The sequence below is a fragment of the Micromonospora sp. NPDC050495 genome, assembly GCF_040655175.1.
GTDB lineage: Bacteria > Actinomycetota > Actinomycetes > Mycobacteriales > Micromonosporaceae > Micromonospora.
On the sequence record NZ_JBFAJK010000002.1, the window covers coordinates 224,702 to 240,733 of the forward strand.

Consider the following 16,032-nt stretch of genomic DNA (forward strand, 5'->3'; position numbering starts at 1 on the left):
AACACCGTCACCCCCAGGAGCTGACATGAGGAAGACCTGGACCCTGAGCCTCGCCATAGCCCTGCCGTTGGCCCTCGCCGGGTGCGGCGGATCCGCGCCCGCCGGTACGAACAACGGCGGTGGCGCGCAGTCCGGCGGCACGATAAAGATCGGTTCCCTGCACCCGCTCAGCGGCGCGGCCGCAGCCGACGGGCAGCAGATGGACAACGGAGCGAAGCTGGCCGTCGAGGCCATCAACAACGCCGGCGGCATCAAGTCGCAGGGCGGCAAGAAGCTGGAGCTGGTCAGCGCCGACACCCAGGGCAAGCCCGAGGTCGGCCAGAGCGAGGCCCAGCGCCTCATCCAGGACGGTGTGGTCGGCCTGGTCGGCACCTACCAGAGCGCGGTCACCGCCAACGTGTCCACGGTGGCCGAACGAAACAAGGTGCCGCTGCTGATCGACGTGTCCAGCGCCGACTCGATCCTCTCCCAGGGCTACAAGTTCACCTTCCGGGTGCAGCCCAGCTCCACGGTGCTCGGCACCGCCGGGGCACAGTTCCTCGACCAGGTGGCCAAGGCGGCCAACCAGCCGGTCAAGACCGTGGCGGTGCTGCACGAGCAGGGCCCGTTCGGCACCGCGATCCGGGACGCCTTCAAGGCCGAGGCCGAGAAGGCCGGCATCAAGGTCGGCCCGGCGCTCGCCTACGACGCCGCCAACGTCTCCGACCTGACCACCCAGGTCACCCAGGTCAAGGCCAGCGGCGCCGACGTGCTGATGGTGGCCGGCTACTACCGCGACGGGGTGCTGGCCGCGAAGGCCGTCGCGACCGTCAAGCCGCCGGCCCTGAAGGCCGTCTACGGCGTCGCCAACGGCGCGTTCGACCTCCCGCAGTTCCCCAAGGAGGTGGGCGCGGCGGCCGAGGGCTTCTTCGACGCCAACTACCACCCCGACATGACCAACCCGGACATGCAGGCGCTGGCCAAGCTCTACCAGGACCGCTACAACGACCAGATCCGCACCGGCGCGGTGCTCGCCTACGACTCGGTCAAGGTGATCGCTGACGCGCTGGAGCGCGCCGGCAGCGCCGAACCGACCAAGGTCCGCGACGCGGTCGCCAGCGGCTCGGTGCCGACCCTGATCGCCGGCAACGGCCCGATCAAGTTCGGCCCGACCGGGGAGAACGAGAACGCCACCCCCATCCTCATGCAGGTCCAGGGCGGCGTGGTGAAGCAGGTGTTCCCGGCCGACAAGGCGGAGGCGAAGCCGGTCTTCCCCGCCTTCAAGAGCCAGTGACCTCGCCAGCAGACCAGGGCCACGTCGCCGCCGGCACCGGCGGCGGCGTGGCGACCCTGGACCCCGACGAGGTACGGGCGCCCACCGCCCGCGCCGTGCCGTGGCTGCGGATCGGCGTGATCGCCGCGCTGGTCGTGCTCGCCATCGGGCTGGCCTACGCCCGCTCCGGCAGCGGGGTGGTCGTGGTCCAGGCGGTGGCCACCGGTGTCCTGATCGGCGGCGTCTACGGCCTGATCGCCATGGGCCTCACGCTGATCTTCGGCGTGCTCGACATCGTCAACTTCGCACACGGCAGCTTCCTGGCGCTGGCCCTGTTCCTCACCTTCGGGCTGACCCAGGCCGGGCTGCATCCGTACGTCGCCCTCGCCGCCAGCGTGCCGGCGATGTTCCTGCTCGGCGTGCTGGTGCAGCGCGGCATCCTGGCCGGCGCGATGGGCAAGCCGCTGGAGAACCAGCTGCTGATCACGCTGGGCATCTCCCTGATCATCGAGAACGGGCTGCTGCTCTTCTTCGGCGCCAACCCGCGCTCGGTGGCGCTGCCCGGCGATCGCGGCGTGCCGATCTTCGAGGCGGTGGCCAACCTGTCCCGGATCCTCGCCTTCGTCGGCGCGCTGATCCTGGCCGGGCTGCTCTACCTGCTGCTGCAACGCACCCGGTTGGGCACCGCGATCCGCGCGGTGGCCGCCAACGACACCGGGGCGCAACTGGTCGGGATCGACACCCGGGTGATCTACGCGGTGACCTTCGCGCTCGGCACCGCCTGCGCCGGCGCGGCCGGCACGCTGGTCGCGCCGCTGGTCACCATCGAGCCCACCACCGGTTCGCTGTTCAACATCGTGGCCTTCGTGGTGGTCGTGCTGGGTGGCATGGGCAACGTGGTCGGCGCGCTGGTCGGCGGCCTGGTGATCGGGCTGGCCGAGCAGCTCGGCGGCATCTACCTGCCCGGACAGTCGCCGCTGCTGTCGGTGTTCATCGTCTTCGTGCTGGTGCTCTTCCTGCGCCCGCAGGGACTCTTCGGGAGGTCGGCATGACGACCACCACCGACACGCCGGCGCCGGAGACGGCGGCCGGCCGGCCGCTGCCCCGGCTGCCGTGGAACCGGCACCTGGTGGCCATCGCGGTACTCGCCGTCCTGCTGGTGCCGCTGCCGCTGATCCTCCCGGCGGCGCAGGCCTCGGTCGCGGTGCGGGTGCTCATCTTCGCGCTGATGAGCATCGGCTGGAACATGATGAGCGGCTTCGGCGGCATGTTCAGCTTCGGTCACGCGGCCTACTTCGGCATCGGCGCGTACGCCTGCGCCTGGCTCCTGGTCGAGCACCGGGTGTCGCCGTGGATCGGGATGCTGGCCGGCATGGTGATCGCGGCGGCGTTCGCCGCGCTGATCGGCTTCCTCGCGCTGCGCTACAAACTGCGCGGCGCCTACTTCGCGCTGGCCACCTTCGCGTTCGCGGAGATGCTCCGGCTCTGGGCGACCAACAGCGACTTCGTCAACCGCGCGGTCGGCTACCACGTGCCGCTGCGCACGGACACCTCGTGGTGGTGGATCCAGTTCGAGCCGACCTCGCCGAACTACTTCTGGATCGCGCTCGGGCTCACCGTCGTCGCGCTGGTGGTCAGCGTGCAGTTCGTCCGCTCGCGCGCCGGGCAGTTCACCAAGGCGGCCCGTGACGACGAGGACGCGGCGGCCGCGGTCGGCATCCCGGTGATGCGCTACAAGCTGCTGACGATGGCGCTCTCCGCCGCGATCACTGCGGTCGCCGGCGCCTTCTACGTGCAGTACTTCCTGTTCATCGACCCCGACCTGGCGTTCGGGTCGAGCGTGTCGATCCAGGCGATCCTGCCCGCGGTGATCGGCGGCGTGGCCACCATCTGGGGTCCGGTGATCGGCTCCGTGGTGATGGGCCCGCTCAACGACGTGACGGCGACGATGCTGCGCAACCCGCCGCCCGCGCTGGAGTTCCTGCAGGGGCGCAGCGGCCTCGACGTGATCGTCTACGGCACCCTGTTGATCATCATCGTGCTGCTCCTGCCGAAGGGCATCTACGGCACGATCCGCCAAAGGTGGTCCCGGCGATGACACTGCTTCGGGTCGACGGCATCTCCAAGTCGTTCAAAGGGCTCCGCGCGGTCGACGAGGTGAGCTTCGAGGTCGCCGAGGGCAGCATCCTCGGCGTCATCGGCCCCAACGGGGCCGGCAAGACCACGATGTTCAACCTCATCACGGGCGCGCTGCGGCCGGACGCCGGCCGGGTGCACCTGGCCGGCCGGGAGATCACCGGGCACACGCCGCACCGGGTGACCGCCGCGGGCATGACCCGGACGTTCCAGCTGATGCGGCCGTTCTACTCGATGACCGTGCTGGAGAACGTCACGGTCGCGGTGCTGGCCGGCGGCGCCGCCCGGCGTACCGCCCGGACCGCCGCCGCCGAGCTGATCGAGCAGGTCGGTCTGGGGCGGTGGCGGGACGCGCCCACCGAGGGTCTGCCCACCGCGGCCCTCAAGCGGCTGGAGCTGGCCCGGGCGCTGGCCAGCAAACCCCGCGTGCTGCTGCTCGACGAGGTGCTGGCCGGCCTGGTGCCCGCCGAGCGGGCCCCGGTGATGGAGCTGCTGGAACGGCTGCGCACCGAAGACGGCGTGACGCTGGTCTTCGTCGAGCACATCATGGCCGCCGTCATGCGGCTGTCGGACTCCGTGCTGGTGCTCGATCTGGGCCGGGTGCTCACCTCGGGCGCACCGGAGGAGGTGACCCGCGATCCGCGGGTCATCGAGGCGTACCTCGGGGAGGACCCGCATGCTCACGCTTGACGGAGTCAGCGCCGGCTACCACGGCCTGCAGATCCTGCACGAGCTCGACCTGCGGGTCGAGGAGGGCGAGATCGTGGCGATCGTCGGTGCCAACGGCGCCGGCAAGACCACCACGCTCAAGACCATCTCCGGGCTGGTCAAGCCGACCGCGGGCACGATCACGTTCGACGGCCGGCGGGCCGACGGGGTACGCCCCAGCGAACTGGTCGGCCGGGGCCTGCTCCAGGTGCCGGAGGGGCGGGCGCTGTTCGGACCGCTCAGCGTCGAGGAGAACCTGCGCATGGGCGGCTGGACCCGCGGTCGCAAGCCGCTCGACGAGCCGCTGCGCGAGGTCTTCGACCTGTTCCCGATCCTCGCCGAGCGGCGCGCCCAGGCCGCCGAGACGCTCAGCGGCGGGCAGCAGCAGATGCTCGCCATCGGCCGGGCGCTGATGGCCGGTCCCCGGCTGCTGCTGCTCGACGAGCCGTCCACCGGGCTGTCGCCGAAGCTGACCTGGACCGTGCTCGACGCGATCAAGGCGATCCGGGACCGGGGCGTCTCGGTGCTGCTGGTCGAGCAGAACGCCGCGCACGCGCTCAACCTGGCCGACCGGGCGTACGTGCTGGAGAGCGGCAGCCTGGTCCTCGACGGCCCGGGACCCGAACTCGCCCGCGACGACCGGGTCCGCGCCGCGTACCTGGGGCTCTAGCATGACCTCCACCGTGGCGGCCGTGGCCCGGCTCGGCTCCTGGGCCGCCGGGCTGCGCTGGGCCGACGTCCCGGACGCCGTCCGCGGCCGGCTCGGGCTGGTGCTGCTCGACTCGCTCGGGGTGACCGTGGTCGGCGCCCGGCAGGCCGAGCAGCGGGCCCTGGCCGCCGCCTGGCGCCCCGGGCCCGGGCCCGCGCCGCTGGTCGGCGGCGGCGCGACCACCACCGTCGAGGCGGCGGCCTGGCTCAACGCGACCGCGCTGGCCCGGCTCGAACTCGACGAGGGGCACAAGTACGCCAAGGGCCATCCGGCGGCGCACGGGCTACCGGCCGTGCTGGCGCTCGCCGCCGACCTGGGTGCCTCCGGTCCGGAGACGATGGCGGCGCTGCTCGCGGCGTACGAGGTGGCGGCGCGGTTCGGCCGGGCCACCACCCTGCGGGCCGGCATGCATCCGCACGGCAGTTGGGGCGTCGCGGGCGCGGCGGCCGGCTGCGCGCGGCTGCTCGGCCTGCCCGGCGAGGGCGTCGCCGCGGCGATCGACGCGGGTGCCGGTCTGCCGGTGGCCGGGCACTTCGCCAGCGCGCTGGACGGCAACCCGGTCCGCGACGCCTGGCTGGGGGCCTCGAACGTGTCCGGGTTGGCGGCGGCGCGGATGGCCGCGGCCGGTGTCGCCCGCAACACCGGCACGCCCGCCGTGTCGCTGGGCGACGTGCTCGGCCGGTTCGACCCGGCGCCGCTGACCGACGGGCTGGGCAGCCGGTGGGAGGTGCGGCTGGGCTATTTCAAGCGGCACGCGTCCTGCTCGTTCACCCACCCGGCCGCCGACGCGGCCCTGCTGATGCGCGCCGACGGGCTGCCGCTCGACGCCGTCGAGGAGGTCGTCGTCGAGACCCACTCGCTGGCCGGCGGGCTGGGCCGGACCAGTTGGGACAGCCGGTTGGCGGCGCTGTTCTCGACACCGTTCGTGGTGGCCGCCGCGCTGGTGCACGGCACCGTCGACCCGGCCGTCTCCGCCGATGGCCAGCGCGACGACCCGCGGGTGCGGGCGCTGGCCGCCAAGGTGGTGCTGCGGGTGGCGCCGGACCTCGACGCCAGACTGCCCGACGAGCGGGCCGCCCGGGTCACCGTCCGCACCGCCGGCGCGCCGCCCCGCGTGCTCGAGGTGCCCAACCCGGTCGGCGACGCGGCCCACCATCCGATGGCCGAGGACGACGTGCTGGCGCTGCTCGAACGACTACTCGACGCCGGCACCGTCCGGGCCGTGCACGAGGTCGCCACCGGCCTGGCCGCCAGCGCCGATGTCGGACCCGACCTGCGCCGCCTCGCCGAGATCTAGGAGGAAGACCGTGCGGATCTACGCCGTGACCCCGATCCACGTCGACGCCGAGGAGCTGGCCCGCCGGCAGGCGCGCTACGCCGCGCTCTCGCCGCCCGACGTCGAGGTGGTGCTGCACGACATCGGCGCCGACGCGCCGCGCGCCCTGGACACCGACGCGCAGGTGCGGGAGAGCGAGGCGTTGGTCGCCGCGGCGCTGCGCGCGGCGCCGGCCGGCTTCGACGCGCTGCTGCCGGACTGCGTTCTCGACCCCGGCGTCGCGGAGCTCGCCGGCACCCTGCCGGTGCCGGTCTTCGGACTGCTCCGGCTCAGCCTCGGCTGGGCTGTGCTGACCGGGCGCGGGTGCGCGGCGGTGGCCCGTAACAAGGCGATCGCCGACGAGATCGTGGCTCGGGCCGGGGTCTACGGCTGGTCGGCCGACCTGCTCGGCGTCGAGGTGCTCGACCTCGACGTGCACGCGATCGCGGACACCTCCCGCTGGGCCGGCACGCTCGGCGCCGCCGTCGGCACGCTCGCCGCGGGCGGCGCCCGTTCGGTGATCAACGGCTGCTCGGCGGTCGACCTGCCGTCCGGCGTCCGCCTGCCGGCCCGGGTGGTGGACCCGACCGCGCTGGCGCTGCGGCTCATCGCCGCGGGGGAGGTGCACCAATGAGCGAGCGCACCGAGCGGAGCGAGGGCCACGAGCGCATGCCCGGCGTGCACGGCATGAGCGAGCGCACCGAGCGGAGCGAGGGCCACGAGCGCATGCCCGGCTTGCACAGCGTGACCGGACCGGACCTCGTGGTCGCCGGCGCCGGCGGGGGCCTGGTGGCCGCCCTGCGCGCCGCGCAACTCGGCCTGGACGTGCTGGTGGTCGAGGCCAGCAAGCACTTCAGCCGGGGCAACAACACCTCGATGTCGACCGCGATGATCCCCGGCGCGGGCTCGCGGTGGCAGCGGGCCGCCGGCATCGACGACTCGGCCGAGCTGTTCGCGGCGGACGTCGCCCGCAAGACCAAGGGGCAGGGCGACCAGCGGCTCGCCCGTGCGCTCGGCGCGGTGAGCGCCGAACTGGTCGAGTGGCTGAACGACGACGTCGGGCTGGAGCTGTCCCTGGTCACCGACTTCCACTACCCGGGCCACTCGGTCGACCGCTGCCACACCGTGGCCGGCCGGCACGGCACCGTGCTGCTCGACCAGCTGGTCCAGCAGCTGACCAGGGCCGGTATCGACCTGATGGTGCCGGCCCGCCTGGTCGACGTGGTGGTGGACGCGGGCCGGGTGCGGGCCGCCGTGGTCGAGCGGCCGGACGGCACCCGCGAGGAGATCCCGACCCGGGCGGTGCTGCTGGCCACCAACGGCTACGGCGCCGACCGGGCGCTGGTCGCCGAGCACCTGCCGGAGATCGCCAACGCGGTCTACCACGGAAGCGAGACGTCCCGCGGCGACGCGCTGCGGATCGGCGCCGCGCTCGGCGCGCAGAGCGCCTTCCTCGACGCGTACCAGGGGCATGCCGCCCTGTCGGCCCGCGCCGCGACGCTGGTCGGCTGGGCGACCGTGATGCACGGCGGCTTCCTGCTGGACAGCACCGGACGGCGGTTCGGCGACGAGACGACCGGCTACTCCGAGTACGCCGCCGCGCTCGCGGCCCGTCCGGACGCGTCCGGCTGGCTGGTGCTGGACCGCCGGATCCACGACGCCTGCCTGGCGTTCACCGACTTCCGGCAGAGCGTGGAGTCGGGCGCGCTGCTGGAGGCGGCCGACGCCGCCGCCCTGTCGTCGGTCACCGGGTTGCCGGCCGACGCCGTGACCGCGGAACTCGCCGAGACGGCCGCGGTGGCGCGCGGCGAGCGCGCCGACCGGTTCGGCCGCACCTTCTTCGAGGCACCGCTGGAGCCGCCGTACCTCACCGCCCGGGTGGTGCCGGCGCTCTTCCACACCCAGGGCGGCCTGGTGGTCGACGAGCATGCCCGGGTGCTGCGCCCGGACGGCGCGCCGATCCCCGGGCTCTACGCCTCGGGCGGGGCAGCGGCCGGCATCTCCGGTCACGGCGCGGCCGGCTACCTCGCCGGCAACGGCCTGCTGCCCGCCCTCGGCCTCGCCTACCTCGCGGCGAACCACGTCGCTCGAACCACGGAAGGAACCCCATGACACCCCTGGAAACCCTGATCAAGAACGTTACCGTGGTACGCCCCGACGCCGGCTCGCCCGACGGCGACGCGCTCGACATCGGCATCGCCGGCGGCAAGGTGGTGCGGCTGGAGGCGGACATCCCGGCCGACGAGGCGCAGACCGTGGTGGACGGTCGTGGCCGGTTCGCGTACCCGGGGGCGGTCGACGCCCATCAGCACTGGGGCATCTACAACCCGCTGGCCGAGGACACCGAGACCGAGAGCCGCGCCAGCGCGCAGGGCGGGGTGACCACCGGCCTGACCTACATGCGTACCGGGCAGTACTACCTCAACCGGGGCGGCTCGTACGCCGAGTTCTTCCCGCAGGTGCTCGCCGCCTCGGCGGGTCGTTCGTTCATCGACTACGGCTTCCACCTCGCGCCGATGATGAAGGAGCACATCGACGAGATCCCGTCGATCGTGGAGAACTTCGGCGTCACCTCCTTCAAGATCTTCATGTTCTACGGCAGCCACGGCCTGCACGGCCGGTCGGCCGACCAGAGCTCGTTCCTGATGATCCCGCCGAACGAGCGCTACGACCTCGCCCACTTCGAGTTCGTGATGCGCGGCGTGCAGGCGGCCCGGGAGAAGCTGACCGAGGCCGCGCCGCACGTGTCGCTGTCGCTGCACTGCGAGACCGCCGAGATCATGACCGCCTACACGAGGCTGGTCGAGCAGGACCGGTCGCTGTCGGGCCTGGCCGCGTACAGCGCGTCGCGGCCGCCGCACTCGGAAGGGCTCGCCGTGACGATCGCGGCGTTCCTGGCCGACGAGACCGGGCTGCCCAACATCAACCTGCTGCACCTCTCCTCCCGCAAGGCGCTGCGGGCCGCGATGCTGATGGCCCGGACGTTCCCGCACGTCGACTTCCGCCGCGAGGTCACCATCGGTCACCTGCTGGCCAGTGTGGACACCGCGCACGGCCTGGGCGGCAAGGTGAACCCGCCGCTGCGCCCGCAGGAGGACGTGGAGGCGCTCTGGGAGTACGTGCTCGACGGCAGCGTCGATTGGGTGGTCAGCGACCACGCGTGCTGCAAGGACGAGATGAAGTTCGGCGACCCGCGCGACGACGTCTTCGCCGCGAAGTCGGGCTTCGGCGGCGCCGAGTACCTGCTGCCCGGCCTGGTCTCCGAGGGGCGCAAGCGCGGCCTGTCGCACCAGCGGATCGCGCAGCTGGTCGCCTGGAACCCGGCGCGCCGCTACGGCCTGCCCGGCAAGGGCACCATCGGGGTCGGTTTCGACGCCGACCTGTGCCTGGTGGAGAACGCCAGCTGGACCGTGCACGCGGCCGACTCCGCGTCGACCCAGGAATACACCCCGTTCGAGGGCTTCGAACTGGGCGCCCGGGTCACCGACACGTGGGTCCGGGGGCAGCACGTGCTCGACGCCAGCAACATCGTCGGCACCCCGAGCGGCCGCTACGTCCACCGTCCGTACCAGGGGTGAGCATGTCCGGTGGAAACGACGGCCCGCTGGCCGGCCTGCGGGTGCTCGACGCGTCGACCATCCTGGCCGGCCCGCTGGTGGCGCAGGTGCTCGGCGACTTCGGCGCCGAGGTCATCAAGATCGAGCATCCGGGCCGCGGCGACGGCATGCGCGGGCACGGGCTGGCCAAGGACGACCAGCCGCTGTGGTGGAAGATGATCGCCCGTAACAAGCGCACGGTCGGGCTCTATCTCGGTGACCCGGCCGGCGCGGAGATCTTCCGCAAGCTGGCCGCCACCGCGGACGTCGTGATCGAGAACTTCCGGCCCGGCACGCTGGAGCGCTGGGGGCTCGGCTACGACGTCCTGTCCGCCGACAACCCGGGGTTGATCCTGCTGCGGGTCACCGGCTTCGGGCAGTCCGGCCCGTACGCGTCGCGGCCGGCCTTCGGCACGCTGGTGGAGTCGATGAGCGGCTTCGCGCACCTGACCGGCGCGCCGGACGGCCCGCCGACGCTGCCGGCGTTCGGTCTGGCCGACTCGATCGCCGGGATGGCGGGTGCCGCGGCGGTCTCGATGGCGCTCTTCCAGCGGGAGAAGGACGGCCGGGGTCAGGAGATCGACCTCGACCTGCTCAGCCCCATCATGACCGCGGTCGGGCCCGGGGTGATCTACGCCGACCAGCTCGGCGTCGACCAGCAGCGCACCGGCAACCGGTCGCTCAACAACGCGCCGCGCAACACCTACCGCACCGCCGACGGGCACTGGGTGGCGATCTCCACCAGCGCCGACAGCATCGCCCGGCGGGTGCTGACCCTGGTCGGCCACCCGGAGGTGATCGAGGAACCGTGGTTCGCCACCGGACGCCAGCGGGCCCAGCACGCCGACCTGCTGGACGGCTACGTGGGGGAGTGGATCGGGGCACGGACCCGCGACGAGGTGCTGCGCGCGTTCGAGGAGGCGGGTGCCGCGGTGGGCCCGGTCTACAAACCGAGCGAGCTGCTCGAGGACCCGCAGGTGCGGGCGCTGGAGCTGGTGACCACGGTGGACGACCCGGACCTGGGGCCGATCCGGATGCAGAACCTGCTCTGGCGGATGGGCCGCACGCCGGGCCGGATCCGGTTCACCGGACGGGCGCTGGGCGCCGACACCGACGCGGTGCTCGGCGACGAGCTGGGCCTGCCGGCGGAGGAACTGGCGGCGCTTCGCGAGCGCGACGTGATCCGCTAGGTTCCGCCCAGCGGAACGACGTGGATGGATATTGACAAGCCATTCTGCCAGCTCTAGCGTCATTGTCCAGATCGTGGTGATGTCACCGCGTTCCGCGTAGCGAAACACTGGAGGGCATGTGCTCCACAGGTTCCGTTTCCTCACCGGACTGGTTGTCGCCGCCGGTCTCGCCGTCGCCGGGTCTCCCGGCATCGCCCAGGCCACGCCGCGACCCGACTGCTCCACCACCACTCCCGCCGCCGCCCAGAAGCTCCTGCGCGCGGTCGGCTACCCGACGACGATCACCTCCCTCACCACCGGCGCCACCGCGGCCGGCACGCGCTACTGCGACGTGCGGGCCAGCATCACCGTCGGCGCGCAGGACGGCAGCACCTCGGTCATCCAGCTGCGCCTGCAGGCGCCGATCGACTGGAACCGCCGCTACGTCCAGCTGGGCGGCGGCGGCTTCTGCGGCAGCATCCCGACCGCCGGCACCTCCGGCAACGGCAACGTCGACCTCGGCTACGCCGTCGCCTCCGACGACACCGGCCACGTCGGTGGCGGCTCGGACGCCTCGTTCGCCTACAACAACACGGCCGCCCAGAACACCTGGGGCTACCTCTCCGAGCACCTGACCGCGCTCGCGGCCAAGGCGATCCTCAAGGAACTGACCCACCACACCCCGGCGTACTCCTACTTCGTGGGTTGCTCGACCGGCGGTCGGCAGGCCCTGATCGAGGCGCAGCGCTGGCCCGGCGACTTCGACGGGATCGTCGCCGGCGCGCCGGCCAACCGGCAGAACTACCTCGCCCCGCTCTCCCAGGGCGTGCGCGAGCTGCAGAACCGGGACGCCGACCACCGCCAGATCATCAACGCGGCCGCCGCCGCCGTGGTCAACCAGGCCGTGCTGGCGGCGTGCGACGGCGTGGTCAAGGACGGCGTCGTCGACGACCCGCGCGCCTGCCGGTTCGACCCGGCGACGCTGCTCTGCCCGGCGGGCACGACCGGGCCGGGTTGCCTCAGCGCCGCGCAGGTCGCGGTGCTTCAGAAGTGGTACGACAGCCCGCGCGACGACCAGGGCCGGGAGCTGTACCCGGGCGGGCTGCCGCTGGGTTCCGAGGGCGGCTGGGTCGGCGCCGACATCAGCACGTCGCCGACCGGGCTGAGCGGTGGCGGCGCGTACGCCGAACAGGTCCTGCGCTACCTGGCGTTCCCGACCGACCCGGGCCCGAGCTACGCGCTGTGGGACTTCGACCCGAGCCGGGACGCGGCCAAGCTGGACCCGATGGCGAAGGTCTACAACGCCGACACCACCGACCTGGACGCCTTCCGTAAGGCCGGCGGCAAGCTGATGCTCTACCACGGCCTGGCCGACCCGCTGATCACCGCGTTCGGCACCATCCAGTACTACGAGGACGTGGTGACGCGGTACGGCTCGCTGGCCAGCACCCAGCAGTTCGCCCGGCTGTTCCTGCTGCCCGGCGTGTACCACTGCTCCGGCGGCCCCGGCGCCGACCGGGTCGACTGGCTCGGCGCGATCCGCGACTGGACCGAGCGGGGCCAGGCGCCCGCCTCGGTACTGGCCAGCAAGGTCAGCGGTGGTGCGACCACGATGCAGCGTCCGGTGTACCCGTACCCGCTGCAGGCCAGCTACGACGGCAGCGGCGACCCGAACGTGGCGGCCAACTGGGAGCCGGTGCCCGGCCCGCGCGGCCGGCACTGACCCGTAGCCGGAGAGCGGGGGCCCGCAGCGGTGCGGGCCCCCGCTCTGCCGCGTCAGCGGGCGAGGCGGCAACCGCCCCCGGTGCGTCGCAGCGCGATCTGACCCGGCCGACCCGCCAGGTCAGGGGATCAGCGGGCCGGCCCGCCGCTCATCGCGATCTCGCCGTTGAGGCCGGCGGGATAGAAGCCGCCGGAGTTCGCCGGGCTCGCGTTGAGGTACACGATGTTGAGGACCGACTGGGCCGACCGGCCGTAGGCGATGCCGTTGGCGTCCGTGGGGACGAGGTTCGCCTCGGCGCTGGTGCCGATGCCCTGGTCGTCGTCGATCGGTCCGTCGAGACTGTTGCGGGCGTCGGAGAGCTTCTGCACGCCCGCGAAGACGGCCTCGTCGATCATGCCCTCCTGGTAGAGCGCGGACCGGACGATCCCGGCGTGGTACGCCTCGGTGGCGAGCAGACCGGCGGCAGCGTCCAGGTACGTCTTGTTGGACAGCAGCGGTGCCGCTCCTTTGAAGGCGGAGACCCCGACGTCCTCGAACAGGAACGCGGCGAACAGGAAGTTGAGATCATTGGCGTACGGGTCGAACGTCTCGCCCGCCTTGATGAGCCCGGCGGCGGTGGCGGCCGCGGTGAAGCTCGTGTCGAGAGAGATCGCCGGACGGGAGACGGCGTGCTCCCCGAGGGCGGACCGCAGGAAGGCCACATGCTGCTGCTCGTCCGAGGCGATCTCCCGGGCGAACCTGCGCACCACCGGGTTGCTGAAGTTGACCATGCCGCCGCCGGTCACCTGGCCCCGGGTGCCGGTGCCGGTGGTCATCTCGTCCGGCAGCCCTTGCCCCGTGGTGGCGCGGAGATAGAACTCGGCTTCGAGGTATTCGAGATTGAGGGCGAAGTTCAGGATCGTCGCGTCGCTCGGCCCCGAGCCGTCCGGCGATTGCCCGGCGGGGCTGTTGGGGTCGGTCATCGCTTCGAGCTTCTGTCGGTCGCCATCCGACTCGGAGCTGCGCGACACCGCCTCTTTGATGAACTTCTTGACCATGGAAGCCGACCCCCGTTCGATCCACGACCCGCCGGCTGCTCCATCGATATCTCGCCGGTGCGCCGTGCGCTATTGCCGTCGCCGCTCACGCTAATGCGAGGCTGTCTCGGCCGTACTCCTTTCCCGAACCGTCATCCGCGAGAGGGGCGCGGCGGGAGGGCCGCACCGTGGCGCACGTCGACCCGGAGTGGACGTCGGCCGCTCGCTGGTGATCTTCCCGCGGGCTGCGGACGCGTACGGTGCGTCCGCAGCCCGGCGCTCGCCCGGGTCCTCACGGGCGGACGCGGATGACCGTCTTCCCGGTGACCCGCTCGGTCCGGTTGAAGGCGGCCACGGCGTCGTCGAGGGTCGCGACCAGGCCGATGTGGGTCCGGAGCCGCCCGTCCCGCACCCGCCGGACGACCTCGCCCAGCTGGGCGCGGTCGGCCACCACGACGAAGTCGACCGCCAGGCCGTCGGCGGGTCGCGCCTCCGGCGGCCCGACCACGGACACCAGCGTTCCTCCGGCCCGGATCAGACCGGCCGAGCGCTTGCCGATGTCACCGCCGATCACGTCGAACACCAGATCGACTCCGCCGACGTCCTCGAGGGCGTCGTTCTCCAGGTCGACGAACTCCTGCGCGCCGAAGTCGAGCGCCGCCTGACGGTCGCCGGTGCGCCCGGTGCCGATGACGTAGCCGCCGGCCTCGACGGCGAGCTGCGTGACCAGCGAACCCACCGCGCCGGCCGCGCCGTGCACGAGGACGCTCTGCCCCGCCTGGAGGCGGCCGTGCTCGAACAGTCCCTGCCACGCGGTCAGGCCGGAGATCGGCAGGCTCGCGCCCACGGTGAAGTCGACGTCGCCGGGCAGCGGGGCGAGATTGCGCGCCTCGACGGCCACATACTCCGCCAGCGTGCCGTCGCGATTCCAGTCCGTGAGGCCGAACACCCGCTGCCCGACGGACAGCCCCGTCGTGCCATAACCGAGGGCGGTGACCACTCCGGCCAGCTCGTGCCCGGGAATCGACGGCGTCCGGTCCTGGCCGAGACGATCGGTCCAGGTCGAGGGCCAGGCCAGCTCGGTCGGGACGAATCCCGACGCGTGAACCTCAACGACGACGTCGTTCAGCGCCGGCGCCGGCTCGGGCCGCTCCACCAGCGTCATCCCGGCCCTTCCCGCGGCCTGGTCCGTCACCACGATCGCTTTCATGGGCATTGCCTCCTCGGTCATTGTCTCTGTGCTGGGAATGTGGTCGGAATGCGAGCCCCACCGGCGCAGCTGATGCCGGCGGCCACCGGACGTGGCCAGCTGGATGTTCCGTCTCACGGTTCGCGGTTGGTGTCAGCATCGCCCGGTTCCCCGGCGGCGACGTCAGGTACGGAGAACTCGGCGCCGGTGGGCACGCCGAAAACGGCGTCGCCAGCGGCGGCGCCCGGTCGGACGCCTCGAACCTAGCCGCGGCTTAACTGGTCGGTCAAGTCCAGTCTGAGGGCAGGCAAGCGCTGCCGCGGCGGCGCCCGTAACCACTGGCCACCAGGCACAGCGACGGCACCGGGCTGGCGACTGCTGGAACCATCCCTGGACCTTTCGGCCCAAAAAGCTGCGGAAATCTCGCGCCGAAAGGGCGATCCTCGCCGGCGGCTGCTTCTGGGGCATGGCGGAGTTGTTCCGGCACCAGCCCGGCGTCGTGTCCACGCCCGTCGGCTACAGCGGCGGCGACGTCCCCGACGCCACCTACCGCCACCACGGCACCCACGCGGAGTCGATCGAGGTCGTCGACGATCCCGAGAAGATCGACTTCCGCGCCCTGCTCGAGTTCTTCTTCAGCCTGGAGTACTAGTGGCAATGCCCTTGCCGACCTCCGATAGCGGAGATGTTGACCTGAGCCGGTTGGGGCCGGTCCTGGATGCGGAAGAAGGGCAGCCGGCGTCGGTCATGGACGGTTGTGTGGACTGACCATGATGCGGCGGCTGCCGCCTACAGGGTAGACGCCCAGCGATGGCGTGAGTTCTTCGACGGGTTGATGTTGACCGTGGGGTTGCGTTTCCGCAGGCCCGAGCCGCGTCGGGTGCGCGAGCGTCGTGATGCCGGCTTCGAGCAAGGCGCTGCCAGGTGACCTGGCGCAGCGCGCGTCCTAGGTAGGGCCTCAGCCAGGTAGACATTGACCGTCTCCGATCGACCGTATAACGTATGACGTCTGGTGGGTGCTGGAGGTTGGTCTGTATGTCCGCGTCGGTGGTTCCAGCTCGTGGACGTTATGCCGCCGGTTGGGTCAGGGTCCGCGAAGGCCGTTGGCCTCGTCGGGAGGTCGGCGGCGTCTCGATCGCCTGGGGCCGCTTGGCCGTTCCGGGCCGCACGCCGTCACGCCTCCTCAGCTTGGCCATCGGCAACTGCCTCGACAGGGCCG

13 protein-coding genes and 1 pseudogene are annotated in these 16,032 nt (G+C 72.2%); 12 read left to right on the forward strand and 2 right to left on the reverse strand.

Going from position 1 to position 16,032, the window contains the following annotated elements; translation table 11 throughout:
- The first annotated feature begins 25 nt into the window (after positions 1-25).
- From AB0I11_RS04255 to AB0I11_RS04305, 11 genes are all read left to right on the forward strand, one after another.
- Positions 26-1,273: an ABC transporter substrate-binding protein gene (locus AB0I11_RS04255; RefSeq protein ID WP_357312745.1), complete on the forward strand. Its 1,248-nt coding sequence runs from the start codon at positions 26-28 to the stop codon at positions 1,271-1,273.
- Complete coding sequence (locus tag AB0I11_RS04260) at positions 1,270-2,304, forward strand: branched-chain amino acid ABC transporter permease (protein ID WP_357312750.1); 1,035 nt, start codon at positions 1,270-1,272, stop codon at positions 2,302-2,304. The genes AB0I11_RS04255 and AB0I11_RS04260 overlap by 4 nt, the downstream gene beginning before the upstream one ends.
- A complete protein-coding gene (locus tag AB0I11_RS04265) occupies positions 2,301-3,350 on the forward strand; it encodes a branched-chain amino acid ABC transporter permease (RefSeq protein WP_357312753.1) in 1,050 nt (349 codons plus the stop codon). The genes AB0I11_RS04260 and AB0I11_RS04265 overlap by 4 nt, the downstream gene beginning before the upstream one ends.
- The gene (locus AB0I11_RS04270; protein WP_357312756.1) at positions 3,347-4,078 is read left to right on the forward strand and encodes an ABC transporter ATP-binding protein; all 732 of its coding nucleotides are present in this window, start codon (positions 3,347-3,349) and stop codon (positions 4,076-4,078) included. Before AB0I11_RS04265 ends, AB0I11_RS04270 begins: the two co-directional genes overlap by 4 nt.
- Positions 4,065-4,766 (forward strand): ABC transporter ATP-binding protein, encoded by a 702-nt coding sequence (locus tag AB0I11_RS04275; protein ID WP_357312761.1) that lies wholly within the window; start codon positions 4,065-4,067, stop codon positions 4,764-4,766. Before AB0I11_RS04270 ends, AB0I11_RS04275 begins: the two co-directional genes overlap by 14 nt.
- A gap of 1 nt (position 4,767) precedes the next feature.
- Positions 4,768-6,102, forward strand: a complete 1,335-nt coding sequence (locus AB0I11_RS04280) for an MmgE/PrpD family protein (RefSeq protein WP_357312764.1) — start codon at positions 4,768-4,770, stop codon at positions 6,100-6,102.
- A gap of 10 nt (positions 6,103-6,112) precedes the next feature.
- The gene (locus AB0I11_RS04285; protein ID WP_357312769.1) at positions 6,113-6,754 is read left to right on the forward strand and encodes an aspartate/glutamate racemase family protein; all 642 of its coding nucleotides are present in this window, start codon (positions 6,113-6,115) and stop codon (positions 6,752-6,754) included.
- Positions 6,751-8,232 (forward strand): FAD-binding protein, encoded by a 1,482-nt coding sequence (locus AB0I11_RS04290; RefSeq protein WP_357312773.1) that lies wholly within the window; start codon positions 6,751-6,753, stop codon positions 8,230-8,232. Before AB0I11_RS04285 ends, AB0I11_RS04290 begins: the two co-directional genes overlap by 4 nt.
- Positions 8,229-9,698 (forward strand): dihydroorotase family protein, encoded by a 1,470-nt coding sequence (locus tag AB0I11_RS04295; protein ID WP_357312776.1) that lies wholly within the window; start codon positions 8,229-8,231, stop codon positions 9,696-9,698. Before AB0I11_RS04290 ends, AB0I11_RS04295 begins: the two co-directional genes overlap by 4 nt.
- 2 nt (positions 9,699-9,700) lie before the next feature.
- Positions 9,701-10,906: a CoA transferase gene (locus AB0I11_RS04300; protein WP_357312780.1), complete on the forward strand. Its 1,206-nt coding sequence runs from the start codon at positions 9,701-9,703 to the stop codon at positions 10,904-10,906.
- A 118-nt stretch (positions 10,907-11,024) separates the two neighbouring features.
- The gene (locus tag AB0I11_RS04305; protein ID WP_357312784.1) at positions 11,025-12,608 is read left to right on the forward strand and encodes a tannase/feruloyl esterase family alpha/beta hydrolase; all 1,584 of its coding nucleotides are present in this window, start codon (positions 11,025-11,027) and stop codon (positions 12,606-12,608) included.
- Positions 12,609-12,736: 128 nt separating this feature from the next.
- Here the strand turns inward: AB0I11_RS04305 and AB0I11_RS04310 are convergent, their stop codons facing one another.
- Both AB0I11_RS04310 and AB0I11_RS04315 read right to left on the reverse strand, forming a co-directional pair.
- Entirely contained in the window at positions 12,737-13,570 is an 834-nt protein-coding gene (locus AB0I11_RS04310; RefSeq protein ID WP_357312787.1) for a ferritin-like domain-containing protein, read from the reverse strand.
- 346 nt (positions 13,571-13,916) lie between these two features.
- On the reverse strand, positions 13,917-14,834 hold the full coding sequence (locus AB0I11_RS04315) for an NADP-dependent oxidoreductase (protein WP_357312790.1): 918 nt from the start codon (positions 14,832-14,834) through the stop codon (positions 13,917-13,919).
- Between the two features lie 391 nt (positions 14,835-15,225).
- On the opposite strand from AB0I11_RS04315, the pseudogene AB0I11_RS04320 reads away from it, so the two are divergent.
- A pseudogene (locus AB0I11_RS04320) lies at positions 15,226-15,456 on the forward strand (peptide-methionine (S)-S-oxide reductase); the annotation flags it as partial.
- Positions 15,457-16,032 lie beyond the last annotated feature (576 nt).